Raw genomic sequence first — 25,341 nt, forward strand, 5'->3', positions numbered from 1 at the left:
TGGACAGCGCGGTCCGGCGCACCAACGGAATGAAGCGGCCTGCACGGCCGACAGCGGTAAGTAAGGAGCGCATCACATGCCCATCGCTTCCCCCGAGGCTTACGCGGAGATGCTGGACCGCGCCAAGGCTGGCCGGTACGCGTACCCCGCGATCAACGTGACCTCGTCGCAGACCCTGAACGCGGCGCTGAAGGGCTTGGCCGACGCGGAGAGCGACGGCATCATCCAGGTCTCCACCGGTGGCGCGGAATACCTCTCCGGCCCGTCGGTCAAGGACATGGTGACCGGCGCGGTGGCGTTCGCGGCGTACGCGCACGAGGTGGCCAAGAAGTACCCGGTCAACATCGCGCTGCACACCGACCACTGCCCCAAGGACAAGCTGGACAAGTTCGTCCGGCCGCTGATGGGCATCTCGCAGGAGCGGGTGAAGGCCGGCCAGGAGCCGCTGTTCCAGTCGCACATGTGGGACGGCTCGGCCGTGCCGGTGGCGGAGAACCTGGAGATCGCCGCGCAGCTGCTCGACGAGGCCGCCAAGGGCAAGATCGTCCTCGAGATCGAGGTCGGCGTTGTCGGTGGCGAGGAGGACGGTGTCGAGAACGCCATCAACGACAAGCTCTACACCACCGTCGACGACGGCCTGGCCATGGTGGAGGCGCTCGGCCTGGGCGAGAAGGGCCGCTACATGGCGGCGCTGACCTTCGGCAACGTGCACGGCGTCTACAAGCCGGGCAACGTCAAGCTCCGTCCCGAGGTGCTCAAGCAGATCCAGGACGCGGTCGGCGCCAAGTACGGCAAGGAGAAGCCGCTCAGCCTGGTCTTCCACGGTGGTTCCGGCTCGCTGCTGTCCGAGATCCGCGAGGCGCTGGACTACGGCGTGGTGAAGATGAACATCGACACCGACACCCAGTACGCCTTCTCCCGCCCGGTCGCGGACCACATGTTCCGCAACTACGACGGCGTGCTGAAGGTGGACGGCGAGGTCGGCAACAAGAAGATGTACGACCCGCGGGTCTGGGGCAAGGCCGCCGAGGCCGGCCTCGCCGCCCGGGTCGTGGAGGCCTGCGAGCACCTGCGCTCCACCGGCACCCGGATGAAGTGACGAGCGATCGTTGAACGGGCCCCTCGCCAGTCGGCGGGGGGCCCGTTCGTCTCACGCGGTCAGGACGCGGACCGCCTCCCGCACGTCGTCGGTGAGCAGGACGGTGCCCGACAGGTCCCCGAACGGCGAGGCGGCGAGCAGCGGCCGCAGCAGCGCCTCCACCGGCAGCTCGTCGGTCCAGTACGCCCGGTCCAGGAAGACGTACGCACCGCTGGCGCCGTCCGTGCCGTAGTAGGTCTTCGTCGCCGCCTGGAAGACCTCCTGCACGGTGCCGGCCTTCCCCGGGGCGAAGACGATCCCGCCCCGGGCCAGCCGAAGGATGGTGTCCTCCCGGATCGCGTTGGAGAAGTACTTCGCGATCCGGCCGGCGAACAGGTTCGCCGGCTCGTGCCCGTACAGCCAGGTGGGGATGGCCAGCCCGCCCGAGCGGGCCCAGCCGGTGTCGGCGGGGGCGGGACGCTGCGCTGGCAGGGACGGGCCGGCCGCGTACCGGGTGCGGACCCGCAGCGCGACCTCGGTGTAGCGGTCGTGGTCGGTGAAGTCGGGCGCCGTGGCGAGCAGGTCGATCGCCGCGGTCAACTCGTCGGCCGGCCAGGCGGAGAGGAACGCGCCCAGGTTGGCCGCCTCCATCACACCGGGCCCGCCGCCGGTCACCACCAGCCGGTCGGCCCGGGCCAGCTCCCAACCCAGCACGGCCGCCATCCGGTACGCGGCGCTGCCGCGCGGCACCGCGTGCCCGCCCATCACGCCGACCACGGACTGCGGCCCGTGCGCGTCCAACCAGGCCCGGGTCGCGTCGACCAGGGCGTTGTCCACGCCGTGGTCGTGCAGCCGCTGGCCGAGCGCCTCCCGGACGTCGGGCAGTGCCCCGCCGTGCGCCCGGAAGTGCTCGTACACCCGGGTGTCGTACATGCCGGCGAACCCGCCGTCGGCGAACCCGGCGGCCAGGTCGTCGGCGCTGTAGAGGTGGGACGGCTGGGTCGGGTAGGGCAGGCCGGAGAAGGGCGGCACCACGTTCGCGCCGCGCCGGACCAGGTCGGCGCCGACCTCCCGGCCGGCGAACCGGCAGCCCACGAAGAGGGTGCCGGTGACCTCGGTCCCGGTCAGGTCGGGGACGGGGTCGAGGTCCAGTCGCAGGCCCTGCACGGTGACCCCGGCGAGGCTGCCGGTGGCCAGCCGCCGGTCGAACGCGGAGCGGGTCTCGATCTCTTCGACGGTGTGTCGGTGCGGCGCGATGACGTCTGCGGGAGGTGGGGTCGGCACCAGGTCATCCTGCCCGGAGCGGGCAACCCGGCAAACCTTCGGCGACGGGCGGCCCCCGGAGACGACAGGAGCCCGACGGCCAGGCCGTCGGGCTCCTGCGTAACCGGGTCCTGGGGAGGCTCCGGACCAATAGTTGTAGTGGAAAACATCCCGTCACGGCATGGGCCGCGGGTACCTGTCGGCCGGGCCGCGGGCGTGACCAACGCCTCAGCCGTTCAGTCAGCCGGCTCCCCGGACCCCCTCGCGCGGCGGCGGGCGAAGCGGGTTGAATGGGGCGATGCAGAACCTGTTGCCTGAGCCACCGGCCACCCTCCTGCCCGCGCACGAGGAGGCCGACGCCATCCTCGCGGCCGCCGCCGAACAGGGCACCGACGAGGCGTACGCCGAGGTCGCGGCCCGTTTCCCGAGCTACAGCGCCGGTTGGGGCGCGCTGGCCAGCCGGGCGCTGGACGCCGGCCAGGTCGTCCAGGCGTACGCCTACGCGCGCACCGGCTACCACCGTGGCCTGGACCAGCTGCGCCGCAGCGGCTGGAAGGGCCACGGCCCGGTGCCCTGGTCGCACGTGCCGAACCAGGGCTTCCTGCGCTGCCTGTACGTGCTGTCCCGGGCCGCGGGCGAGATCGGCGAGGCCGACGAGGCGGCCCGCTGCGCCCAGTTCCTCCGCGACTGCGACCCGGCCGCCGGGGACGCCCTCGCCGGCAACTGACGACCGCGCCGCCCGGCCGACCCGTGCAGGGTCGGCCGGGCGCTGTTCAGAGCCCTTCGGCCACCGAGGCGGCGATCTTCAACCAGGCGTCCCGGGTGGCCGAGGAGAGCTGGCCGTACCGGATCGGCTCGCCGGTGTCGATCAACCGCTCGTACGGCGCCAGCAGCACCGCCCGGGTCCGGGCGGCGAAGTGCGCCTGGATCGCCGGCAGGTCGATCTCCTTGCGGGACGGTGGCATCGACACCACGGTGACCGCCTGCCGGACCAGCCGCTGCCGGCCGCTCTGCTCCAGGTGGTCGAGCATCCGGGCGGCGGTCTCCGCCGAGTCGTTCCGAGCCGACATGGTGACCACCAGCTGGTCGGTGGCGTCCATCGCGGCCTGCCAGTTCTGCGCCCGGACGTTGTTGCCGGTGTCCACGAAGATCAGCTTGTAGAAGCGGCTGACCACGTCCCGGATCTCGGCGAAGGCTGCCGCGGTCAGCATCTCGCCGCCGGTGGCCGACTCGTCCGAGGCGAGCACGTCGAACATCCCCTCGCCCTGCGAGCGGACGTACTGCGACAGGTCCCCGACCCGGCCGTGCGCGCCCTGGAACTGCCCGAGGTCGCGCAGCATGTCCCGCACCGTACGCGAGTGGAAGTCCTGCTGGGCCCGCATCCCCAGGGTGCCCTGGGTCTCGTTGTTGTCCCAGGCCAGCACGTACCCGCCGCGCTTCTGCCCGAAGGTCATCGCGAGCAGCAGGATGGCGACGGTCTTGCCGGCGCCGCCCTTGGGGTTGACCACGGTGACCTGACGCAGCCCGCCGAAGTTGCGGCGCACCATCTCGATGTCCCGGCGGATCTCCTGCTCGTGCCGGCCCGGGGCGAGCCGCAGCAGCCCCATCCGGTTGACCACCGCCCGGACGCCTATGGTGGCGACCGGGTCGACCGGCCGGGCCTGCCGGCGGCGGGCGAAGTCCTCCGCGGTCGGGGTGGGCCCGGCCTCCGGCGTCCAGCCCTGCTGGGCCGGCGGCACCCGGGTCACCCCGTCCGCCTCCTGGTACGGCTGCTGGGGCACCGGGGAGACGCCGGGTACGCCCTGCTGCCAGGCCGGCGGATACCAGCCGCCCGCCTGCGGCTGCGGGGCCGGACCCGGCACGGCCGGTGGCGGATGGCCGGGGACGCCCGGCGACGGCGGGAACGGCCCGAGCCGCGGAGTGGCCGCCTCCGGCTGCCCCGCCGCCTGCTGGGCGGCTCCGGCCTGCTCGTGCGGCGGCCCCGGCTGGTGCTGGGCGGCTCCAGCCTGCTGGTACAGAGGTTCGGCGTGGGGTTGGGCGGCCCCGGCCTGCTCGTGCGGCGGCCCGGCCTGGGGGTGGAGAGGTCCGGGCTGTTGGGTCGGCGGCCCGACCTGGTGCTGGGGAGGTCCGGCCTGCGGGTGGGGTGGGGCGAGCTGTGGATGCGGCAGCCCGGCCTGCGGGGGGAGCGGGCCCGGATGCGGTGGCTGCTGTTGCGGCGACCTGGCCTGGGCGGGGCCGGCGTGCGGGGGCGCGGCCTGCGGCCCGTGGACCGGCTCCTCCCCGGGCGGCCCGGCGGTGCCCGGCGGTCCGTCCGCCGGCTCGCCGGTGGTGGTGGCCCGCTGCGGCGGCTGCGCCCAGGGCGACTCACCGGCGTTCCGCGCGCCGTTCGCTGTCGCGCCGGCGACTCCCGGCTGCGCCTCGGCGGCCGACCGGCCGTCGGCCGGAGTCGCCGGGGCCGTCGCCGGGGCCGTCGCCGCGACCGTCGCCGGGGCCGTCGCCGCGACCGTCGCCGGGGCCGTCGCCGGGGCCGGGGCCGGGGCCGGGGCGGGAGCCGGGGTGACCGGGGCCGGGGGTGGCGTCTCCGGCGGGTTCTGGGCGGGTGCGCCGGCAGCCCGGGGCGGCGCCGGGGACTCGGCCACGACCGGCCAGGCCGGTGCCCCGGGCCCGGGCCGGGGCGGCGTGGGCAGCGGCTGGTCCAGGGTGAACGGCTGGTCGAGGTCGACCGGCGCGGGCCCCGGTGGGCCGACCCGGGGGGTGGGCACCGCCGGCGCAGGTGGGCCGAGCGCGGGCTGGGTGGTCATCGCCCACGGCTGCGCCGCGAGGGCGTCAGCAGGGTCAGGTTCCGGGGGCCAGAGCGGCTCGACGTCCCGTTCCGGCACCCCCTGCTGACCCGGCCCGTGGACCCGGTCCGCGTTGTCGTCCACCACGGTTCCTCCCCATTCCTCCCGCCCGAGGATAGGCCGTCCGATCCGGCGGTGGACGGTGACGGGACCGCGACGCTGGGTCAGGCCGTCCAGACCGCCCAGGCGCCGGGCTCGATCCACCACGACCGCTTCCGGCTCAGCTCACCCTCGACGCCGTCGTCGAGGTAGGGCACCTTCTCGTCCCGCGGGACGACGGCGACGGCCCGGCCGCGGGCCCGGCGTACCTCGAACCGGACCTTCTTCCTGCCCAACGCCGAGCGGGTGACCACGGGCACGGCCACCGCCACCTCGACGAGGCCGTCGGCCGGGTCGGGCGCGGTGAGCAGCGGCAGGCCGTCCAGGACGGCGTACCCGCCGGCGTTGCCGACCGCGCAGGCCAGGATCGGGTCCTCGCCGTGCGAGAGCACCGCGTCGTCCACCTCGACCCGGCCGCGCCAGTGCAGCGGCCGACCGGCGTCGTCGGCGGCGCCGAGCAGGGCGCCGTCCAGGGTCACCGAGCCGCCGTCGTTGCGCAGCAGGTCCAGCCGGCGCGGGGCGCCGTCCAGCACCGCGGCGGCCACCGCCGCCGGATCCCGGGGCAGGCCGAGCTGCGCGGCCAGGTCGCGCTGCGTGCCGCCCCGCGCCGGATCGAGCGGGAGCACGCCCACCGGCGGCAGGTCCGGCACGGTTCGGTTGCCGGGCAGGTCGGCGGGACGGCGGCTGGGCGGCGGGGCGTACCGGCGGACCAGCCGGCGCACCACGGCCCGTAGCTGCGCGTCACTGGCCGTGGCGACGACCAGCCGGGTCTTGGAATCCGGGTCGGGCCAGGGGAGACCGTCCGGGCGCGGCGGCCCGTCCAGCCGGGCCAGCACCTCGTCGACCTCGGCATCGGAGCGGGCGGTCACCGTCTCCACCCGGGCACCCCGGGCGGTCAGCGCATCCGCGCAGGCCAGCACCGGTACGCGCGGGGTCTCACAGCGCTCGTCGGTGGTCTTCGGGGCGGCCTCGTCTTCGGTGTTCGGGTTGGTCCCGTCGGCGCCACCGCAGCAGGCTCCGCCGCTGCCGCAACCGCCGCCGGGAGCGTCCCGCTCCGAGCCGAGGGTGAGCAGCACCACGTCGTACACGAAGGAGCCTCCTGCTTCTCGACGAACCCCTGCCGGTCCCGCCGTCACTACTTGTTAGCCTGACACCCCGGGCTCGCTGACCGGTCGCCACCTGGCACCCGAGCCTTCTGGAGGCGAGAAGATGCCAGCGATCGTGCTGCTCGGTGCCCAGTGGGGCGACGAGGGCAAGGGCAAGGTTACCGACCTGCTGGGTGGGCGGGTCGACTACGTCGTGCGCTACTCCGGCGGCAACAACGCCGGGCACACCGTGATCACCCCCGACGGGCAGAAGTACGCGCTGCACCTGATGCCGTCGGGCGCGCTCTCCCCGAGCGCGATGATCGTCATCGGTAACGGCGTGGTGGTCGACCCGAAGGTGCTGCTGGAGGAGATCGACGGCCTCGCCGAGCGCGGCGTCGACGTCTCCCGGCTGCGCATCTCCGGCGACGCGCACCTGATCATGCCGCACCACCGGGCGCTGGACCGGGTGGTCGAGCGCTACCTGGGCAGCTCCCGGATCGGCACCACCGGCCGGGGCATCGGTCCCGCGTACGGCGACAAGGTCGCCCGGATGGGCATCCGGCTCCAGGACCTGCTCGACCCGGGCATCCTGCGCAAGAAGCTGGAGCTGGCGCTCCGCGAGAAGAACCAGCTGCTGTTCAAGATCTACAACCGCAAGGCGATCGACGTCGAGGAGACCGTCGAGGAGTACCTGCGGTACGCCGAGCGGCTGCGGCCGTACATCGCCGAGACCCGGGTCATGCTCTGGGACGCGCTGGACCGCGGCGAGACGGTGCTGCTGGAGGGCGCCCAGGCCACCATGCTCGACATGGACCACGGCACGTACCCCTTCGTCACCTCGTCGAACCCGACGGCAGGCGGGGCGTGCGTGGGCGCGGGCATCCCGCCGACCGCGATCACCAAGGTCATCGCGGTGAGCAAGGCGTACACCACCCGGGTGGGCGCGGGTCCGTTCCCGACCGAGCTCTTCGACGACAACGGCCGGCACCTGGTCAAGATCGGCCACGAGTACGGCACCACCACCGGCCGGGAGCGCCGGGCCGGCTGGTTCGACGCCGTCGTCGCCCGGTACGCCTGCCGCCTCAACGGCGTCACCGACCTGGTGGTCACCAAGCTGGACGTCCTCACCGGCCTGCCGAAGGTCCCGATCTGCGTCGGCTACGAGATCAACGGCGAGCGCTTCGACGACATGCCGATGACCCAGACCGACTTCCACCACGCCAAGCCGATCTACGAAGAGCTCGACGGCTGGTGGGAAGACATCACCAAGGCGAGGACCGAGGACGAGCTCCCCGAGAACGCCAGACGCTACATCGCCAGGATCGAAGAACTCGTCGGCACCCGCGTGAGCGTGGTGGGCGTGGGCCCCGGCCGAGAAGAAAACGTCCTCCGCCACCCCCTCCTCCCCTAACCCCCACCCCCACCCCTACCCCCAGCCTCGTTGATCAAGAAGTTTTGGTCGGGAATGACGCCGAATCCTGACCAGAACTTCTTGATCGACCGCTGCTCTCAGTGGGGCCGGGGTGGAGTTGTCCACAGGGAGGGCGGGGTTTTCCACAGGGGTGGAGCAGGGGTCGGGTTCTCCGCCAGGGTGGGCTGGTGGGTGAACTGCAGGACCTGGCGCGGGCCTTGGTGCCAAGCGGTGGGGTGGTCACGGCGGGGGAGGCGCTGGCTGCGGGTCTGACCCGTGCCCAGATCCGCTCGCTCTACCGGTCCGGTCGTTGGGTCCGGGTGGCCCGCGGTTGCTTCGTAGCGGCTCCCGGCGATGACGTCGCCCGGATGAGGCGGGCTCGGATCGTCGCTGCGGTGGCCAGCCTGGGGCCCTCGGCGGTGGCGGTTCTGGACACTGCCGCCGAGTTGCACCGGATGCAGGGGTTGCGATTGACGTCGGCCATCCACGTCTCGGTCCCTGTGGACAGTCCACGTCCGCAGCGTCTCGGTGACCCCGATCTGGTGGTGCACCAGTTGACCCTGGGCGCGGCGGACGTGTGCACCGTGGCCGGCGTACCGGCGACCACACCGGCGCGCACGGCGGCCGACGTGATCCTTCGGGTCGACCGGTACGCCGCGGTCTGCGTGCTGGACTCCGCGATGAACCGGCGGCTGCTCACGCCGGAGGATCTGGCCGCACTTCCGGAGCGGATCGCCCGACGCCGGGGTGCGGTCGCCGCCAGGAAGTGTCTGGTCGAGGTGGACGGACGGGCGCAATCCCCGCTGGAGACCAGGTCTCGACTTCGCTGCGTGGACGGCGGTGTGCCGCCCGAGGATCTTCAGGTGGAGGTCCGGGACGAGGACGGCTACCTCCTCGGAGTCGGCGATCTTGGCTGGCGGTCCGCTCGGGTGCTCGCCGAGGCCGACGGCCAAGGGCCCCACCGCACGCCGCAGGCGGTCTTCGAGGACCGGATGAGACAGAACCGCCTGGTCAACGCCGGCTGGAAGGTCCTCCGCTTCACCTGGGCCGACACCCTCCGCCCCGACTACATCCCAGAAACCGTCAAGCGCGCCCTACGAACCCCCTAACCCCCCACCCCCCGGCTCCGCCCGGTTGATCAAGAGGTTCTGGTCGTGATCCGGCCGAAAATGAGACGCAAACTCCTTGATCAACGGGGTGGGGGTGGGGGTCAGTAGGATGCGGGGTCGTGCGGGTTCTTTTGGTGGGTGGTGGTGGGCGGGAGCATGCGCTCGCGCTCGGGTTGGCTTCCGACGAGGCCGTTGAGGCGTTGATCGCGGCTCCCGGTAATCCGGGGATCGCCTCCGTGGCGCAGGTGCGGCCCGTCGACGCGGCCGATCCGGCGTCCGTTGCGGCACTCGCCGTGGAGGTCGGCGCGGACCTGGTGGTGGTCGGGCCGGAGGGGCCGCTGGTGGCGGGGGCCGCCGACGCGGTCCGCGCCAAGGGGATCGCCGTGTTCGGGCCGTCCGCCGAGGCGGCCCGGCTGGAGGGGTCCAAGACGTTCGCCAAGGACGTGATGACCGCCGCCGGTGTGCCGACCGCCCGCGCGTACACCTGCACCGACGCGGAGAGCACCGCCCGGGCGCTGGACGAGTTCGGCGCGCCGTACGTGGTGAAGAACGACGGCCTCGCCGCCGGCAAGGGTGTCGTGGTGACCGACGACCGGGCCCGGGCGCTGGAGCACGCCGCCGAGTGCGGCCGGGTGGTGGTCGAGGAGTACCTCGCCGGCCCCGAGGTGTCGCTCTTCGTGGTCACCGACAGCGAGGCGGCCGTGCCGCTGCTGCCGGCGCAGGACTTCAAGCGGGTCGGTGACGGCGACACCGGCCCGAACACCGGCGGCATGGGGGCGTACGCGCCGCTGCCGTGGGCGCCGTCCGGCCTGGTCGACGAGGTGATGCGGGACGTCGTGCACCCCACCCTGGCCGAGATGCGCCGCCGGGGCACCCCGTTCGCCGGCCTGCTCTACGTCGGCCTGGCCATCACAGCCGCCGGACCTCGGGTGATCGAGTTCAACGCCCGCTTCGGCGACCCGGAGACCCAGGTCGTACTCGCGTTGCTGGAGACGCCGCTGGCCGGGCTGCTGCACGCGGCGGCGACCGGCACGCTGGCCGGGCATCCGCCGCTGCGGTGGCGGGACGGTGCGGCGGTGACCGTGGTGGTCGCCGCCGAGGACTACCCGGCGGCGCCGCGCACCGGCGACCCGATCACCGGCGCCGAGCGCCCGGGCGTCATCCACGCGGGCACCCGCCGCGACCCCGACGGCACGTTGCGCTCCGCCGGGGGCCGGGTCCTCTGCGGTACGGCCACCGGCGCCGACCTGACCGCCGCGCGGGACGCCGCCTACGACCTGGTACGCGGCATCGAGCTGGCCGGTTCGCACCACCGCACCGACATCGCCGCCGCCGCGATCGAGGGCCGGATCACCGTCCCCCGCTGAGCCGCTACCGCTGAGCCGCTACCGCTGCTCGGCGGGGTCGCGGGGCCCGGTGGGGATCGACTGCTCGCTCACCGGCAGCTCCGGTTCGGCCGTCTCACCGGGCGGCGCCGGCGGATACAGCGGCTCGGAGTCCAGCTCACGCAGCACCGGCAGCAGTGCGGCGACCACGGCGGCGGCCAGCACCGAACCGGCCAGCCACAGGAACGCCGTCCGGATGCCCAGCGCCTCGACGAGCGGCCCGGCGAGCAGGTAGCCGGCCGGCCCGGCCGCGTACGCGAAGGAGGTCACCACCCCGACCACCCGGCCGCGCAGCCGCTCCGGGGTGCGGGTCTGCATGGCGTAGTTGGAGAGCGGCCCGACCGGCCCGTACGCGATCCCGACCAGCGCCGCGCAGGCGATCATGGCCGGGTACGGCGGCAGGAACGCCAGGCCGAGCAGCGCGCCGCCGGTGGCCACCAGCGCCACCGCGAGGAGGGTACGGCGGCGGATCAGCCGCCCGGCCACGCTGGAGGCGAGCGAGCCGACCACGGTGCCGACGCTCATGGTCATCAGGATCGAGCCCAGCCGCGCCGGCTGGCTCTGCTCGACGAACCAGGCCGGCAGGAGCACCCCCTCGACGGGCAGGTAGAGCGCCACCAGCACCATCATGATCAGCGCGATGGCGCGTAGCAGCGGGTCCCGCCAGACGAACCGCAGGCCCTCCACGGTGCCCGTCCAGAGCCCGGCCGGCGGCTTCTCGGGGCGGCCGGCGCCGGGCAGCCGGACGGCCGCGATGAGCAGCACCGCGATGGCGAAGCCGGCGGCGGTGACCCAGAGCGTATTGCCGGGGCCGACGGCGGCGATGAGCACGCCACCGACGCCGGGCCCGAAGAGGAACGCCAGGCCCCAGACCGCCTTGTGCACCCCGTTGGCCTGTTCGAGGCGCCAGCCGGCGGCGTGCGCGGCGGCGGGGAGCATCGTCTCCCGCGCGGCCAGGCCGGCGGGGTCGAATACGGCGCCGAGGGCGGCCAGCACGACGACCCAGCCGATGTTCAGCCCCAGCAGGGCGTCCACCACCGGGATCAGCGCGACCGAGACGGCGGAGAGCGCGTCGGACACCACCGCCGTACGCCGCCGGCCGATCAGGTCGACGACGGTGCCGGAGAAGAGACTGGAGACCAGCAGGGGCAGCGCCGTGGCGGCGGCCACGACGCCCGCGGCGGTGGCGCTGCCGGTGCGTTCCAGCACCAGCCAGGGCAGCGCCACGGTGGCCACCCCGTTGCCCGCCCCGGAGAGCAGGGTGGCCGCCTCGAGCAGCACGAGCGGGGTGCGGCGACGCGTCCCGTCAGTGGTCATGGTGTTCCCGGCTTCAGGCCTCATCGTCGATCGACCCTAGCCAGAATCCACCAAAGTGGATAGTCCTGCCGGTCAGCCGTAGTAGCGGCGCAGCTCCCGGGCGAGGACCTTGCCGGTGGCATTGCGCGGCAGGTACTTCACGAAGACCACGTCCCGGGGTACGGAGAACCGGGCCAGGTAGTGGCGCACGTACTCGCGGACCGCCTCGGGGTCGAGCGTCTCGCCGGGGTGCAGGGCGAGGAACGCGGCCAGCCGCTGGCCGTACTCGTCGTCGGGGACCCCGATCACGGCCGCCTCGCGTACCTGGGGAAGCTGGGCGATCAGGTCCTCCACCTCGGACGGGAAGACGTTCTCCCCGCCCGAGACGATCATGTCGTCGGCCCGCCCGTCGACGAAGAGCAGCCCGTCGGCGTTGATCCGGCCCAGGTCACCGGTGTCGAGCAGGCCGTCGTGGGTCTCCCGGCGTACGCCGGAGGTGTAGCCCTCGAAGAGCATCTCGTTGCCGACCAGGATCCGCCCGACCCGCCCGTCCGGCACCGGCGCGCCGGTCTCGTCGAGGATCGCCAGCCGGGTGCCGTGCGGTGGCCGGCCGGCGGTGGTGGGCGCCTGCCGCAGGTCGGGCGGGGCGGCGATGGAGGCCCAGGAGACCTCGGTGGAGCCGTACAGGTTGTAGAGGACGTCGCCGAAGGCGTTCATGAACCGGTGGGCCAGCCCGCCGGGCAGCGCGGAACCGCTGACCGCCACCACCTTGAGTGTCGGCCGGGGCTCCGGGATCGGCACCTCCAGCAGTCGTTGCAGCATCACCGGTACGGCGAAGAGCGCGTCGCAACCCTGGTTGCCGAGCGCGGTGAGGGTGGCGCCCGGGTCGAAGCGGCGGTGCAGCACGATGGTGGCCCGCAGCGCGAAGGAGACCTGGAGGGCGGCGTACCCCCAGGTGTGGAAGAGCGGCGCGGCGATCATCACCCGGTCCCGGGCGTGCAGCGGGATCCGGTCGATGATGGAGACCAGCGGGCCGAAGCCGTTGGGGGTGGGCCGGCGGGCGCCCTTGGGCGTGCCGGTGGTGCCGGAGGTGAGCACGATGGTCCGCCCGTCCCGGTCCGGCGGTTGCAGCTCACCGGGGGGCGCGGCGGTCACCAGCTCGGCCAGGCCGCGCTCGTCGATGCGGGGCAGTTCGGCGGGGAGCCCGAGCAGCCGCTCGGTGAAGTCGTCGTCGTGCACCAGCACCCGCAGCGCCTGTTCCTCGGCGACGGTGGCCAGCTGCGCCGCGGAGAGCCCGGTGTTGACCAGCACCGCGTCCGCGCCGAGCAGGGTGGCCGCCACCACCGTCTCGATCAGCCCGTGGTGGTTGCGGCAGAGCACCCCGATCCGGTCGCCGGCCTGTACGCCGAGCCCGGCCCGCAGTGACCGGGCCACCCGCTCGGAGCGGTCGAGCAGCTCCTGGTAGGTCAGTTCGGCGCCGTGCTCGTCGATGACGGCGGGCCGGCCGGGGTCGCGGGCGGCGGCCTGGCGCAGTTCGCCGGCGAGACTCCAGCCCCACTTGCGCAGCGCGCCGAGCTGGGAGGCGACCCGGATGGGTCGGCCGGGGGTGAGCAGCCCGCGACGCGTCAAGGTGGCGACGACGAACGGCAGGTCCATGGCCGTGAGCCTCCTCAGGGGTGCGGGAAGGCCCGGCCGGGGCCCTCCAGGGGCGTCGTCTTCCGATCATGCCCGCTGGCGGCGCGGGGGCGCAGGGCGCCGTGGGCCGTCCCACGTCGTTGGTCACCCTCCGTCGTGGCAGAGGTGACCCAGAGGTGAGATGGGTGGGTCGGGCCGCGGGAAGCCGACGCCGGTCGGTCCGACCGCCGCCGGGCCGGCCGACCGGGATGGCGGGTCAGCGGATCTGGACGCCCGAGATGGCCCGGGAGATGACCAGCCGCTGGATCTCGGAGGTGCCCTCGAAGATGGTGTAGATCTTGGCATCCCGGTACCAGCGTTCCACCGGGTGGTCGCGGAGGAAGCCGGCGCCGCCGAGCAGCTGCACCGCCTTCTCGGTGACCGACACGGCCACCTCGCCGGCCTTCAGCTTGGACATCGAGCCTTCCCCGGCGCTGAACGGCCGGTTGTTGCGCCCCATCCAGGAGGCCCGCCAGACCAGCAGCCGGGCCGCGTCGATCTCCGTCTTCATGTCGGCCAGCGCGAAGGCGACCGCCTGGTTGGTGATGATCGGCCGGCCGAACTGGACGCGCTCCTTGGCGTAGTCCAGGGCGTACTCGTAGGCGGCCCGGGCGACGCCGAGCGCCTGCGCGCCGACGGTCGGCCGGGAGAGCTCGAAGGTCCGCATGGCGGCCTGTCCGGCGGCCCGCTGTCCGGACCGGGCGCGGGCCAGCCGCTCGTCGAGCGCTTCCTTCTCGCCGAGCAGGCAGCGGCCGGGCACCCGGACGTCGTCGAGGAAGACGTCGGCCGTGTGCGAGGCGCGCAGCCCCAGCTTGCGCAGCTTGCGGGTGGCGGTGAGCCCCGGCGTCCCCGGCGGTACGACGAAGGCGGCCTGCCCGCGCGAGCCGAGCGTCGGGTCGACCGAGGCGGTGACCACGTGCACGGCGGCGATCCCGCCGTTGGTGGCGTACGCCTTCTGGCCGCTGAGCACCCACTCGTCGGTGGCCTCGTCGTAGCGGGCCCGGGTGCGCATGGCGCCGACGTCGGAGCCGGCCTCGGGTTCGCTGGTGCAGAACGCGGCGACGGCCGGTTCGTCCACCGTGCCGAAGCACTGCGGCACCCACTCGACGAGCTGGTCGGGGGTGCCGGCGCCGAAGATGGCGGCCACCGCGAGGGAGGTGCCGAAGATGCTCATCCCGATGCCGGCGTCGCCCCAGAAGAGCTCCTCGCTGGCGATCGGGAGGGAGAGGCCGGTGGGGTCGGCCCAGCAGGTGGCGAGGAACTCGAAGCCGTAGAGCCCGACCTTCGCCGCTTCCTGGACGATCGGCCAGGGAGTCTCCTCCCGGGCGTCCCACTCGGCCGCGGCCGGGCGCACGACGTCGGCGGCGAAGCCGTGCACCCAGTCGCGGAGGTCCCGCTGTTCCTCGTTCAGGTCGAGCGAGAACTCGGCCATGGTCAGGCCTTGGGGATGTCGAACAGGTTCGCGATGTTGGCGGCCAGGCCGAGGTCGCCCTTGGCCTTCAGCTTGCCGGTCATGAACATCATCACCGGGTTGGCGCCACCGGAGACGATCTTCAGGAACTCGACCGGGCCCATGGTGAGGCTGAGCTTCGGGTCGCGGGTGGCGCCCTCGTTGACCGTGCAGGTGCCGTTCTCGACGACGACCTCGTAGGTGTCGGTGCCACCGTCGGGGCGGCCGGTGATGTTCCAGTGGATCACCGCGTTGGTGTTGCCGGCCTTCTCCGGGCGGAACAGCGACGGCATCCGGCTGAAGACCTCGCTGAGGATCTTGCCGCGCTGGTCGCCGGACATCACCTGGGCGATCTTGTCGTCCGGGGTGGACTTGACCAGCTGGGCGAACTCCTTGGGCCCGACGTTGGCGAAGTTGGCCGGGTCGAAGTCAGTCATGGGGGAGACACCTTCCGGGGGAGGCGATTTGGTTACTGAAGCGTAACCTTACGCACGAGTAGGTATGCTGGCAAGAGTGTCCAGCGCACCCGCCTACAAGCGCCTGCCCCGCGCCGTACGCGAGCAGCAGATGCTCGACGCGGCGGTCAAGGTCTTCTCCCGTCGCGGCTTCCACGCCGCCAGCATGGACGAGATCGCCGACGACGCCGGCATCTCCAAACCCATGGTCTACGCCTACCTGGGGACCAAGGAGGAGCTCTTCGTCGCCTGCCTGCACCGCGAGGGCACCCGGATGACGGAGGCCATCGCCGGAGCGGCCGCCCCCGACCTCCCCGCCGACGTCCGGCTCTGGCGGGGGCTGCGCGCATTCTTCAGCTTCGTCGGCGCCCACCGGGACGGCTGGGCGGTGCTCTACCGGCAGGCCCGCGGCTCCCAACCGTTCGCCGGTGAGCTGGCCGCCATGCGCGCCCGGCTGGTCGAGGTGGTCGCCGGGATGCTCGGCCACGCGTTGCGCGCCGAGGGGCGCGAGGTGGGCGAGACCGAGCTGGAGGTCGTCGCGTACGCGCTGGTGGGCGCCTCGGAGTCGCTCGCCGACTGGCTCGCCGACCACCCCGAGGCCGATCCGGAGAAGACCGCCACCCGGATGATGAACGCCGCCTGGCTCGGTGCCGGCCAGCTCCTGCGCGGCGCCACCTGGCGGCCACCCCACGCCTAGACCCGCTCAGCGACGCAGGGCGGCGCGGGCCCTGGCCCGGCGGCGGGCCCAGCGGGCCGCCTCGAAGAGACCGGAGACGGCCAACGACAGGCCGACGCCGACGAGGAGCCCCTTCACCGGATCCCGTTCGAAGGCCAGCCCGCCGAAGTAGCCGAGCAGCCCGCAGTAGAGCGCCCACGTCCCGCAGGCGAGCACGTCGTACCCGAGGAAGGAGCGCAGCGGATAGCGGACCGCGCCCATGGTCAGGGTGACCGCGGTCCGGCCGCCGGGGACGTACCGGGCGGTGGTCAGGATCATCCCGCCGCGCCGGTCCACGGCCCGGCGGGCCCACTCCGAGCCCGACCGGCGCCGGCTGTCCGCCGGCAGCCGGGCCAGCCGGTGCGCCCCGCCGCCCCGGCCGATGCCGTAGGAGACGTGGTCGCCGAGCAGCGCGCCGACCGCCGCCGCGACGATCACCCCGGCCAGGTGCGGCTCGCCGCCCGCGGCGAAGACCGCGGCGGTGATCACCACGGTCTCCCCGGGTACGGCGGGGAAGAACGCGTCGACCGCGGTGACCACGATGATCACCAGGTACACCCACGGCGACGTCACCGTCTGGTGCAGCAGGTCGAGCACGTCCCCCATGCCCTCATGCTTCTGCCCCGCGCTGTCGGGAGGGGGCCCTTCCTGCACAAAAGGCGTCAGGCGACGGTGCTTCCCTCGTCCCGGACGGTGCCGGCGAGGTGCGGGCGGCCGTCACGGGCCGCGTGCAGCCCGAAACTCCAGCCGTCGGCCACCGGCGCGGCGTGGAACGCCACCGTCGAGGGCAGCGGCACCGGCAGCTTGAAGGCCACGTCGACCGTGTACGCCTCGGGCAGCCGGTTCTCCAGCGCCGCCAGGCAGCGCGCCTTGCTCCACATGCCGTGCGCGATCGGCCGGGGGAACCCGAACAGCCGGGCGCCGAGCCGGGAGGTGTGGATCGGGTTGTGGTCGCCGGAGACCCGGGCGTAGTCGGTGCCCACCCGCGGGGTGAGCGGCCACCGCGCGCTGTCGGCCGGCGCGGCGGGCCGGTCGCCCCGGTCGCGCCGCCCACCGCCGTCGGGCCGCTTCTCCCGGCTGAGGTACGTCGAGACGCCGCGCCACACCTCCTCCCCGGCCACCGACGCGACCAGCACCACGTCGAGCTGCCGGCCCCGGTCGTGCGGGCGCAGGTTCTCGGCGTACGTGACGAAGTCCAGCGTCTCGCCCGCCTCGACCGGCCGGCGCACCGTGATCCGGTTGGCCACGTGCACGATCCCGGTCAGCGGCACCGGGAAGTCCCGCGCCGTCATCAGCCGCAGCGACAGCGGAAAACCCAGCACGTGCGGGTACGTCCCGGGCAGCCGGTCGGCCAGCCGGAAGCCGCACACCCGGTCGTAGTCCGCCAGGTGGGCCCGGTCGACGGCCACCCCGTGCACGGTCAGCTCGCGAGCGGGGATCCGGTCGCCGCGCCGGCCGCCGAGGCCGGGCAGCGCGCCGAGCAGCGCCCGCCGGTACAGCGCGCCGGGGGCGGGCAGCTGGAGCAGCGCGACCCGTTCCGGTCCGGCCGGCTCGGTCGCCTCGGGGTGCGCCGACAGGTCCTGGGTGGCGTAGACCGAGAGGTCGTGGGTGGCCTCCAGGCTCACGTCGTGCCCGTCCGGCTCGCGGGCCGGGGGCCGGGGCAGGTCGGGACCGGAGATCACCTGGGTGGGGCCGTCGATCAGGTCGTGGACCGACAGCTCCTCGGCGGGACCGTCCTCGGATCGACGCTTCCGGATCGCCATCACGCCCCCAACAGGCTCTGGCCGCAGACCCGTACGACGTTACCGGTGACCGCGCCGGAGGCCGGCCAGGCCAGCCAGCCGATCGCCTCGGCCACGTCGACCGGCAGGCCGCCCTGAGCCATGCTGTTCATCCGGCGACCCGCCTCGCGCAGCGCCAGCGGGATCCGGGCGGTCAGCCGGGTCTCGATGAAGCCGGGGGCGACGGCGTTGACGCTGACCTGCCGCTCGCGCAGGACCGGGGCCAGCGAGTCGACCAGCCCGATCACGCCGGCCTTGCTGGTGGCGTAGTTGGTCTGGCCCCGGTTGCCGGCGATCCCGGCGATCGACGAGACCGCGACGATCCGCCCGCCGGCCGGGATCAGGCCGCGCTCCAGCAGCACGTCGTTGATCCGTTCCTGGCTGGACAGGTTCACGTCGATGACCTGGTCCCACCGGTCGGCGTCCATCCGGCCGAGGGTCTTGTCCCGGGTGATGCCGGCGTTGTGCACCACCACGTCGACCCGGCCCTGCCGGGCGGCCAGGTGCTCGGCGAGCCGGGTGGGGGCGTCCGGGGTGGTCAGGTCGAGCTGCACGGCGGTGCCGCCGATCTCGTTGGCGACCGCGGCGAGTGCGTCCCCGGCCGCCGGGACGTCCAGCGCCACCACCTGCGCGCCGTCGCGGGCGAGCACCTTGGCCAGCGCCGCTCCGATGCCCCGGGCGGCGCCGGTGACCAGGACGACCTGGCCGTCGAGCGGGCGGTTCCAGTCGGCCGGGGCGGTCGCCGTGCCGGCGCCGACCTTGACCACCTGCCCCGAGACGTACGCGGACCGGCCCGAGAGCAGGAAGCGGAGAGTGGACTCCAGGCTGGTCAGGGTGCCGGCGTCGCCGTTCTTCGTCACGTAGACCAGCTGGGCGGTGACGCCCCGGCCGAACTCCTTGCCGATGCTGCGGGTCAGCCCCTCCAGGGCGCGCTGGGCGGTGGCCTCGCGGGGCGTGGCGCACTCGGCCGGCGGGGTGCCCAGCACGATCACCCGGCCGCTGGGCAGCACCGAGCGCGCGTGCGGGTGGAAGAAGTCGTAGAGCTGGCGCAGGCCGGTGGAGTCGGTGATCCCGGTGGCGTCGTAGACCAGCGCGCCGTACCTCTGCGGGGTGCCGTCGGCGGCGGTGGTGCCGGCGACCGGGTCCCGTGGCTCGACCCCGGCGAAGGTCAGGATCTTGGTGACCGGTTCGGCGAGCCGGCCGCCGTCGGCCGCCCCGACCAGGGCGGGACCGGGCAGCAGCGGATCGCCGGGGGTGAACCGGCGCAGCCGAGGTGGATCGGGCAGGCCGAGGCGCTTCACCAGCGCACGGCCGGCCCCCGATTGGACGAAGCTCGCGTACCTGTCGGTCATAGGCGTAGCCTACTGGCGAGTAGGTTCAGGGCAAACCTTTCAGGAGGCGGGATCGTGCAGAACATCCGGCGGGTCGCGGTCATCGGCGGCAACCGCATCCCCTTCGCCCGCTCCAACTCCCGGTACGCCGGCGCGTCCAACGCCGACATGCTCAGCGCCGCCCTCGACGGGCTGGTCGCCCGGTTCGGGCTGGCCGGCCAGCGGGTCGGCGAGCTGGTCGCCGGCGCCGTCCTCAAGCACTCCAAGGACTTCAACCTCGCCCGCGAGGTGGTGCTCGGCTCGAAGCTCGACCCGCACACACCCGCGTACGACATCCAGCAGGCCTGCGGCACCGGGCTGGAGGCCGCCATCCTGGTCGCCAACAAGATCGCCCTCGGGCAGATCGACGTCGGCATCGCGGGCGGCGTCGACACCACCTCCGACGCCCCGCTCGCGGTCAACGAGGACATGCGCCGCACCCTGCTCAAGCTCAACAGCGCCCGTACGGTCGGCGAGCGGCTGAAGATCGCCGCCAAGCTCCGCCCGCACCAGCCGTTCAAGCCGGAGATCCCGCGCAACGCGGAGCCACGTACCGGGCTGTCGATGGGGGAGCACGCCGCCCGCACCGCGCTGCGCTGGGAGATCGACCGGCAGTCCCAGGACGAGCTGGCGCTCCGCTCGCACCAGCGCCTCGCCGCCGCGTACGACAAGGGGTTCTTCGACGACCTGGTCACCCCCTACCTGGGGCTGACCCGCGACCAGAACCTGCGACCGGACACCACCCTGGAGAAGCTCGGCTCGCTCAAGCCCGTCTTCGGCAACCGGGGCGCGGACGCCGGCCGGGCCACCATGACCGCCGGCAACTCCTCCCCGCTCACCGACGGCGCGTCGACCGTGCTGCTGGCCTCCGAGGAGTGGGCGCGCGAGCACCAGCTCCCGGTGCTGGCCTGGTTCTCCTGGTCGGAGAACGCCGCCGTCGACTTCGTGCACGGCGACGAGGGACTGCTGATGGCCCCCGCGTACGCGGCGCCCCGGATGCTGGCCCGCGCCGGGCTGACGCTGCAGGACTTCGACTACTACGAGATCCACGAGGCGTTCGCCTCGCAGGTGCTGGCCACCCTGGCCGCCTGGGAGTCCCCGGAGTTCTGCAAGGACCGGCTCGGCCTGGACGCCCCGCTCGGCGCGATCGACCGGAACAAGCTCAACGTCAACGGCTCCTCGCTGGCGGCCGGGCACCCGTTCGCGGCGACCGGTGGGCGGATCGTGGCGACGCTGGCGAAGCTGCTCGCCGAGAAGGGCAGCGGGCGGGGGCTGATCTCCATCTGCGCGGCAGGTGGGCAGGGCGTGACGGCGATTCTGGAGCGCTGACCCGGACGCGCCGACGCCCGCCCCGCCGGGATGCGGGGCGGGCGTCGGTTGGGGTGTACGTGGGTCAGCCGAGGGTGTACTGGTCCCACGAGGTGATCGCGGTGTGCTTGGTGATCAGCGGGCTGGCGCCGGCGTTGTCGGCGGTGACGTAGCGGCTGTTGCCGACCGAGCGGAGGCTGAGTGAGCCGTCGCTGTTGGTGATCCGGGTGAACTTCTCCCAGGTGCCGGGCACGACGTTGGTGTTGATCAACGGCAGGGTGCCGGCGTTGGTGGCGGTGACGAAGCGGTTGTTGGCGCGGGCGAAGATGGCCCACTGGCTGTTGCCGAGGTCGACCAGGTCGTACTTCTGGGCGACGCCGATCCCGGTGGCGTTGGCGATCAGCGGGCTCGCGGCGGTGTTGGAGGCGGTGACGTAGCGGGCGTTGGCGCGGGCCTTGAGGGTGCGGTTGGAGTCTGTGACGTTGACCAGGTGGAACTGCTCGAACCGGCTGATCGTCGTGCCCTTGGCCTGGAGGATGCCGCCGTAACCGGAGGTGCTGAGGTACGTGTCGGTGCCGGCGCGCAGGCTGATCGAGCCGTCACCGTTGCGGATCGAGGTCAGCTGGCTCTCGGCGGACAGGGACGGGTCCCCCGCATAGACGTCTCCGGACTTCTGGACGTTGACGTACCCCTGGGCGGAGCGGGAGTAGAGCGCGATCTTCCCACCGCCGGCGTCGGCCACGTCGAACTTGTCGACCGAGTCGACGCCGTAGTGGTCGGCGCGCAGTCCGAGGGTCTGGTCGAGCACGGGAGCGACGTACTTCAGGTTGCTGCGGGCCAGCAGGCCGACGGTGCTGATCCGGCGGAGCACGGTGACCCGAAGACCGATTTCGCGGGCGCGGTCGTCGGCGCCGCTGACGCGTACCGTGACCTGGTAGGTGCCCGGGTTGCCGTAGCTGTGGGTGGCCACCGGGGTGGACTGGGTCACCACGGTGCCGTCGCCGAAGTCGAACCGGTAGCTGGTGAGCGGGTACCAGCCGGGCTTCGATCCGGAGGCGTCCGCGGTGACCACGCCCGCACCCAGATCCAGCGACGCGTCCAACTCGGCGACCGGGTAGCCGATGATCTCCCAGTTGCCCCGGTCGGCGTAGGTGACGGGGCCGGCGCCGGCATCCGCCACGTTCGGGTTGTCGGCGCGGGCGGTACCGCTCCGGTCGGTGCTCGGGTAACCCGGGGCAGCCGAGTTGGCCGAGTCCTGCCGGTCCAGGTCGTCCCAGGTGTTGCGGTCGTGGGCGGCCTGGCCGGAGGCGGTACGGAAGGCGGCCAGATCCATCCGCGCGCCGTCCCACGAGTAGGCGCTCGCGTAGGCGTACGTGTTGTTGTAGTCCACGATCGTGTCCTGTCGGGCGTCACCGTAGATCCCGATGGCCACCCCGGCCGGCTCGTCGCAGTCGAGCGCGTCGGGGTCGTACGACTTGTTCACGACGTTGTTCTGGACCGAGACGTCGCTGGAGGCGCCCTCGACCCGGATGCCGTCACCGCACCATGTCTTGACGTCGTTGTTGGTGATCGCGGTGCCGGTGGCGGATCGGTTGACGACGCCGCGGCCCTGGCTGGTCTCGATCTCGTTGTTCACCACGGTCGTGCCCACCGCGCCCGGCCCGATCTCGACGGCGGCGCCGTTGTACTGGCTGATGTCGTTGTCGACGACCTTGGTGCCGGAGCCCGCGATCTTGATGCCCGGGATCGAGGTGGTCTCCCAGCCCGAGAACCTGCTGGAGGTGACGGTCAATCCGGTGGTGGCGGCATCCGCCGTCACGGCCGGACCGATGGTGGACAGGGTGGAGCCGGTGACCTTCGCGTCGGTGGCGCCGCTGAACCGGATGCCGACGCCCGTGGACTTGTAGACCGAGACGCTGTCGAGCAGCACCGCCGAGGAGTTGCGGATGTCGAAGGCTGCCCCGGCTGCGGTCTCCTCGACCCCGACCTTGCGGATGACGACGTCGTGCTGCCCGTCCACGACGAAGCCGGCGGTCGGGCCCCCGAGGTCCGGCAGGTCCGGCGCCGTGGCGCCGATGCCCTCGAAGGTGATCGGACTGTCCTTGGTGCCGGACTGCGTGACGGTCACCTGTTCCGGGTACGTACCCGACGCGATCTTCACCACCGTGCCGGCCGTCGTCGCCTTCGCGGCGGCGCCGATGGTGCAGAACGGTTGTGTCTGGCTACCGGAGCCGGTGTCCGAGCAGGACGATGATGCCCGGTCCACGTACAGCACCGTGGGGTCGGCGGCCTGGGCCGGGGACGCGATCAGTGCGGTGCCGACGACCGCGAGAGCGGTGAGGCCGGTGACGGGTGAGCCGCGCATGGAACTCCTCAGCGAGGGGACAAAGACCGTTCGGTCCGAAGGCCGAGCGGAATTCAAGTCTCCGTCGGGGCGGGGTCGGGTCGTTGACCGGAAACCTGTCGACCATCGGACAGCCGGCCGTTGGACCACGCCGATCCGCCCCTTCGGCCCGGACGCGCCGACGCCCGCCCCAAGGGGTGCGGGGCGGGCGTCGGTTGGGGTGTACGTGGGTCAGCCGAGGGTGTACTGGTCCCACGAGGTGATCGCGGTGTGCTTGGTGATCAGCGGGCTGGCGCCGGCGTTGTCGGCGGTGACGTAGCGGCTGTTGCCGACCGAGCGGAGGCTGAGTGAGCCGTCGCTGTTGGTGATCCGGGCGAACTTCTCCCAGGTGCCGGGCACGACGTTGGTGTTGATCAACGGCAGGGTGCCGGCGTTGGTGGCGGTGACGAAGCGGTTGTTGGCGCGGGCGAAGATGGCCCACTGGCTGTTGCCGAGGTCGACCAGGTCGTACTTCTGGGCGACGCCGATCCCGGTGGCGTTGGCGATCAGCGGGCTCGCGGCGGTGTTGGAGGCGGTGACGTAGCGGGCGTTGGCGCGGGCCTTGAGGGTGCGGTTCGCGTCGGCAACGTTCACGAGGTGGAACTGCTCGAACCTGCTGATCGTGAACTGGTTCGCGTAGACGGTGCCGCCGCTGCCCGAGGTGGACAGGTAGCGGTTGCTGCTCGCCGACCGCAGGCTCACGCTGCCGTCGCTGTTGCGCACCAGAGCGAAGTAGCCGCCATTGTCGGCGTTGGTGTAGGTCAGGTCGACCGGGGTGGTGGCGTCGCTGGTGCTGACGTACCGGTTGGCCGAGCGGGAGTAGAGGGCCACCTGCCCGGAGCCGGAATCCGCGAGGTCGAACCTGTCGACGGAGTCCACGCCGTAGTGGTCGGCGACCAGCCCGTGCGCGGAGGCCGGCGGGGAGACGTACTTGAGGTTGCTGCGGGCCAGCAGGGCGACGGTGCTGATCCGGCGCAGCACGCTCACCGTGCGGAAGGTCGTGCCGGTCCGGGCGTCCGCGCCGCTGACCCACACGCTGATCGAGTAGCGGCCCGGGTTCGCGTAGCGGTGGGTGGCGACCGGGGTCGACTGGGTGACGACCGTTCCGTCGCCGAAGTCGAACCGGTACGTCGTGATCGGATCGAAGCCCGGCACAGATGCGCTGGCGTCCATGGTCGCCGACAGGGTGCCCAGGTCCAGGGTCACATCGGCCTTCGCGACCGGGTTGAGGTACGCCTCGCCCGAACCCCGGTCTGCGTAGGCGACGGGGCCCACGCCGGTGTTCGGCACGTCCGGGTTGTCGACCCGGGCGCCGCCGGTCCGGTCGGTGGTCTGGTAGCCGGGCGCGGCCGAGTTCGCCGAGTCCTGGTTGTTCAGGTTGTAGTCGGTCTCGCGGTCGTGCGCGCCCTGGCCGGCGGTGGCGCGGAAGGCGGCCAGGGTGAGCGGGGTGCCGTCCCAGGAGTACGGGGACAGCGGGTATCCGCCGTGCCAGACGTTGTTGTAGTCGACGATGGTGTCCTGCCGGGCGTCGCCGTACACGCCGATCTCGTAGCCGTCCCGCTGGACGCAGTAGTCCTGAGCCCAGCTGCCGTTGTTGAAGAGCACGTTGTTCTGCACGGAGACGCCCGTCGAGGCGCCCTCGACCCGTACACCGTCGCGGCAGCGGTACTGGACGCTGTTGTTGGTGATCGCCGTGCCGGTGGCGGCCTGGTTGCGGATCCCGTACCCCGGTCCGCCGGTGATCTGGTTGTTCGCCACCACCGTGCCGGTGGCGACCGACTCGACGGCGATCGCGCTGGCGGCGAAGCCACCGACCGTGTTGTTGAGGACCGCGTTGCCGGTGCCGGCGACCTGGACGCCGGTGCCGGAGGTGGCGACCGACGGCGACGAGATGGTCGAGGAGGTCAGCGTCACGCCGCTGGTGGCGGCGTCCAGCGTCACGCCGGTCACCGGGGTGACCACGTGGGCCCGCCGCAGCGAGGAGCGGGTGACCGCCGTGAGTTGCACCGCAGCTCCCGTCGCCGTGCCGGCCCGCACGACGTCGAGCTGGTCGACGGTGACCGTCGACGAGTCGCGGAGGTCGAGGGCGGGTGCCCCGAGGGAGCCGGTGATCCGCAGGCCGCGGAGCACGACGTCGTGCCGCCCCGCCACGACGACACCGGCCGTCGCGCCGGTGAGGGTGGCCCGGCTGGTGCCGTCCCAGCCCGTCTCGAAGACGATCGGGGCGTCCGTCGCGCCGGACCGGGGCAGGGCGACCCGCTCCGGGTAGTCGCCGGAGGCGATCCGGACCGTCTGCCCGGCCTGCGCCGCGGTGGCGGACGCGCCGATCGTGCAGAACGGCTGGGTCGAGCTGCCGAGGCCGGTGTCCGAGCAGGAGGTGGCGGAGCCGTTGACGTAGAGATAGGTGGTTCCGGCGGCCTGCGCCGGAGAGGTGGCGAGCAGGCTGCCGCCGGCCATCGCCAGGACGGTGAGGCCAGCGAGCGGTGAGCTGTGCATAGGCGTCCTCGATTGAGGCATGAGGATCCGGCTCATGCCGAACGGGAGAGGAGTCCATCCTCCGGGACAGCTGGCTGGCGCGGGTGTCCCGGCGCGCATACCGGACATGTCCCCTGGTCCGGCCCCCGGATGCACCGACG

General features: G+C 73.0%; 19 protein-coding genes and 1 pseudogene. 8 read left to right on the forward strand and 12 right to left on the reverse strand.

The window, feature by feature from the left end; genetic code table 11:
• The first annotated feature begins 76 nt into the window (after nucleotides 1–76).
• The gene (gene fbaA, locus GA0074704_RS03665; RefSeq protein ID WP_088969184.1) at nucleotides 77–1,099 is read left to right on the forward strand and encodes a class II fructose-bisphosphate aldolase; all 1,023 of its coding nucleotides are present in this window, start codon (nucleotides 77–79) and stop codon (nucleotides 1,097–1,099) included.
• Nucleotides 1,100–1,150: 51 nt separating this feature from the next.
• On the opposite strand, the gene GA0074704_RS03670 is transcribed toward fbaA, so the two are convergent.
• Nucleotides 1,151–2,362, reverse strand: coding sequence for an LOG family protein (locus tag GA0074704_RS03670; protein WP_088969185.1), 1,212 nt, complete (start codon nucleotides 2,360–2,362; stop codon nucleotides 1,151–1,153).
• Between the two features lie 277 nt (nucleotides 2,363–2,639).
• Here GA0074704_RS03670 and GA0074704_RS03675 point away from each other — a divergent pair, with 277 nt between their 5' ends.
• Nucleotides 2,640–3,068 (forward strand): DUF3151 domain-containing protein, encoded by a 429-nt coding sequence (locus tag GA0074704_RS03675; RefSeq protein ID WP_088969186.1) that lies wholly within the window; start codon nucleotides 2,640–2,642, stop codon nucleotides 3,066–3,068.
• A 46-nt stretch (nucleotides 3,069–3,114) separates the two neighbouring features.
• On the opposite strand, the gene GA0074704_RS03680 is transcribed toward GA0074704_RS03675, so the two are convergent.
• Together GA0074704_RS03680 and GA0074704_RS03685 are read right to left on the reverse strand one after the other, a co-directional pair.
• Nucleotides 3,115–5,265: a chromosome partitioning protein gene (locus tag GA0074704_RS03680; protein WP_408632005.1), complete on the reverse strand. Its 2,151-nt coding sequence runs from the start codon at nucleotides 5,263–5,265 to the stop codon at nucleotides 3,115–3,117.
• A gap of 80 nt (nucleotides 5,266–5,345) precedes the next feature.
• Nucleotides 5,346–6,368: a diacylglycerol kinase family protein gene (locus GA0074704_RS03685; RefSeq protein WP_088969188.1), complete on the reverse strand. Its 1,023-nt coding sequence runs from the start codon at nucleotides 6,366–6,368 to the stop codon at nucleotides 5,346–5,348.
• A gap of 121 nt (nucleotides 6,369–6,489) precedes the next feature.
• Between GA0074704_RS03685 and GA0074704_RS03690 the strand changes: the two genes are divergently transcribed.
• The 4 genes and pseudogenes from GA0074704_RS03690 to purD all read left to right on the forward strand — a co-directional run bounded on the left by GA0074704_RS03690 (nucleotide 6,490) and on the right by purD (nucleotide 10,255).
• Nucleotides 6,490–7,779 carry an adenylosuccinate synthase gene (locus GA0074704_RS03690; RefSeq protein WP_088969189.1) on the forward strand — a complete coding sequence of 430 codons (1,290 nt, stop codon included), beginning with the start codon at nucleotides 6,490–6,492 and terminating at the stop codon, nucleotides 7,777–7,779.
• Between the two features lie 236 nt (nucleotides 7,780–8,015).
• A pseudogene (locus GA0074704_RS29630) lies at nucleotides 8,016–8,108 on the forward strand (type IV toxin-antitoxin system AbiEi family antitoxin domain-containing protein); the annotation flags it as partial.
• A 171-nt stretch (nucleotides 8,109–8,279) separates the two neighbouring features.
• Entirely contained in the window at nucleotides 8,280–8,888 is a 609-nt protein-coding gene (locus GA0074704_RS03695) for an endonuclease domain-containing protein (protein ID WP_231926869.1), read from the forward strand.
• Nucleotides 8,889–9,007: 119 nt separating this feature from the next.
• Complete coding sequence (purD, locus tag GA0074704_RS03700) at nucleotides 9,008–10,255, forward strand: phosphoribosylamine--glycine ligase (protein WP_088969191.1); 1,248 nt, start codon at nucleotides 9,008–9,010, stop codon at nucleotides 10,253–10,255.
• A gap of 18 nt (nucleotides 10,256–10,273) precedes the next feature.
• Here the strand turns inward: purD and GA0074704_RS03705 are convergent, their stop codons facing one another.
• From GA0074704_RS03705 to GA0074704_RS03720, 4 genes are all read right to left on the reverse strand, one after another.
• On the reverse strand, nucleotides 10,274–11,614 hold the full coding sequence (locus GA0074704_RS03705; RefSeq protein WP_088969192.1) for an MFS transporter: 1,341 nt from the start codon (nucleotides 11,612–11,614) through the stop codon (nucleotides 10,274–10,276).
• Nucleotides 11,615–11,662: 48 nt separating this feature from the next.
• Nucleotides 11,663–13,225, reverse strand: a complete 1,563-nt coding sequence (locus tag GA0074704_RS03710; protein WP_088969193.1) for an AMP-binding protein — start codon at nucleotides 13,223–13,225, stop codon at nucleotides 11,663–11,665.
• 235 nt (nucleotides 13,226–13,460) lie between these two features.
• Nucleotides 13,461–14,675, reverse strand: coding sequence for an acyl-CoA dehydrogenase family protein (locus GA0074704_RS03715; protein ID WP_088969194.1), 1,215 nt, complete (start codon nucleotides 14,673–14,675; stop codon nucleotides 13,461–13,463).
• Between the two features lie 2 nt (nucleotides 14,676–14,677).
• Nucleotides 14,678–15,130 (reverse strand): SCP2 sterol-binding domain-containing protein, encoded by a 453-nt coding sequence (locus GA0074704_RS03720; protein ID WP_088969195.1) that lies wholly within the window; start codon nucleotides 15,128–15,130, stop codon nucleotides 14,678–14,680.
• Nucleotides 15,131–15,206: 76 nt separating this feature from the next.
• Here GA0074704_RS03720 and GA0074704_RS03725 point away from each other — a divergent pair, with 76 nt between their 5' ends.
• Nucleotides 15,207–15,845 (forward strand): TetR/AcrR family transcriptional regulator, encoded by a 639-nt coding sequence (locus GA0074704_RS03725; RefSeq protein ID WP_172880382.1) that lies wholly within the window; start codon nucleotides 15,207–15,209, stop codon nucleotides 15,843–15,845.
• A gap of 6 nt (nucleotides 15,846–15,851) precedes the next feature.
• On the opposite strand, the gene GA0074704_RS03730 is transcribed toward GA0074704_RS03725, so the two are convergent.
• From GA0074704_RS03730 to GA0074704_RS03740, 3 genes are read right to left on the reverse strand one after another with little or no spacing between them, the layout of a single operon-like run.
• A complete protein-coding gene (locus tag GA0074704_RS03730) occupies nucleotides 15,852–16,469 on the reverse strand; it encodes a DedA family protein (protein ID WP_088969197.1) in 618 nt (205 codons plus the stop codon).
• A 56-nt stretch (nucleotides 16,470–16,525) separates the two neighbouring features.
• Nucleotides 16,526–17,626 carry a MaoC/PaaZ C-terminal domain-containing protein gene (locus GA0074704_RS03735; RefSeq protein ID WP_088969198.1) on the reverse strand — a complete coding sequence of 367 codons (1,101 nt, stop codon included), beginning with the start codon at nucleotides 17,624–17,626 and terminating at the stop codon, nucleotides 16,526–16,528.
• A complete protein-coding gene (locus tag GA0074704_RS03740) occupies nucleotides 17,626–18,996 on the reverse strand; it encodes a 3-oxoacyl-ACP reductase (RefSeq protein ID WP_088969199.1) in 1,371 nt (456 codons plus the stop codon). The genes GA0074704_RS03735 and GA0074704_RS03740 overlap by 1 nt, the downstream gene beginning before the upstream one ends.
• 54 nt (nucleotides 18,997–19,050) lie before the next feature.
• Here GA0074704_RS03740 and GA0074704_RS03745 point away from each other — a divergent pair, with 54 nt between their 5' ends.
• Entirely contained in the window at nucleotides 19,051–20,343 is a 1,293-nt protein-coding gene (locus GA0074704_RS03745; RefSeq protein ID WP_088969200.1) for an acetyl-CoA C-acetyltransferase, read from the forward strand.
• 64 nt (nucleotides 20,344–20,407) lie between these two features.
• On the opposite strand, the gene GA0074704_RS03750 is transcribed toward GA0074704_RS03745, so the two are convergent.
• Together GA0074704_RS03750 and GA0074704_RS03755 are read right to left on the reverse strand one after the other, a co-directional pair.
• Nucleotides 20,408–22,687 (reverse strand): right-handed parallel beta-helix repeat-containing protein, encoded by a 2,280-nt coding sequence (locus tag GA0074704_RS03750; protein WP_088969201.1) that lies wholly within the window; start codon nucleotides 22,685–22,687, stop codon nucleotides 20,408–20,410.
• Nucleotides 22,688–22,897: 210 nt separating this feature from the next.
• On the reverse strand, nucleotides 22,898–25,201 hold the full coding sequence (locus GA0074704_RS03755) for a right-handed parallel beta-helix repeat-containing protein (RefSeq protein WP_172880388.1): 2,304 nt from the start codon (nucleotides 25,199–25,201) through the stop codon (nucleotides 22,898–22,900).
• Nucleotides 25,202–25,341: the final 140 nt, after the last annotated feature.

It is taken from the genome of Micromonospora siamensis (assembly GCF_900090305.1).
GTDB lineage: Bacteria > Actinomycetota > Actinomycetes > Mycobacteriales > Micromonosporaceae > Micromonospora > Micromonospora siamensis.

Bases quoted from the DNA above. Each gene is read 5' to 3' on its own strand.
- GA0074704_RS03755 (WP_172880388.1), bottom strand. From the start codon at position 25,201: ATGCACAGCTCACCGCTCGCTGGCCTCACCGTCCTGGCGATGGCCGGC.
- GA0074704_RS03730 (WP_088969197.1), bottom strand. From the start codon at position 16,469: ATGGGGGACGTGCTCGACCTGCTGCACCAGACGGTGACGTCGCCGTGG.
- GA0074704_RS03740 (WP_088969199.1), bottom strand. From the start codon at position 18,996: ATGACCGACAGGTACGCGAGCTTCGTCCAATCGGGGGCCGGCCGTGCG.
- GA0074704_RS03675 (WP_088969186.1), top strand. From the start codon at position 2,640: ATGCAGAACCTGTTGCCTGAGCCACCGGCCACCCTCCTGCCCGCGCAC.
- GA0074704_RS03720 (WP_088969195.1), bottom strand. From the start codon at position 15,130: ATGACTGACTTCGACCCGGCCAACTTCGCCAACGTCGGGCCCAAGGAG.
- GA0074704_RS03715 (WP_088969194.1), bottom strand. From the start codon at position 14,675: ATGGCCGAGTTCTCGCTCGACCTGAACGAGGAACAGCGGGACCTCCGC.
- GA0074704_RS03735 (WP_088969198.1), bottom strand. From the start codon at position 17,626: ATGGCGATCCGGAAGCGTCGATCCGAGGACGGTCCCGCCGAGGAGCTG.
- GA0074704_RS03705 (WP_088969192.1), bottom strand. From the start codon at position 11,614: ATGAGGCCTGAAGCCGGGAACACCATGACCACTGACGGGACGCGTCGC.
- GA0074704_RS03710 (WP_088969193.1), bottom strand. From the start codon at position 13,225: ATGGACCTGCCGTTCGTCGTCGCCACCTTGACGCGTCGCGGGCTGCTC.
- GA0074704_RS03690 (WP_088969189.1), top strand. From the start codon at position 6,490: ATGCCAGCGATCGTGCTGCTCGGTGCCCAGTGGGGCGACGAGGGCAAG.
- fbaA (WP_088969184.1), top strand. From the start codon at position 77: ATGCCCATCGCTTCCCCCGAGGCTTACGCGGAGATGCTGGACCGCGCC.
- GA0074704_RS03750 (WP_088969201.1), bottom strand. From the start codon at position 22,687: ATGCGCGGCTCACCCGTCACCGGCCTCACCGCTCTCGCGGTCGTCGGC.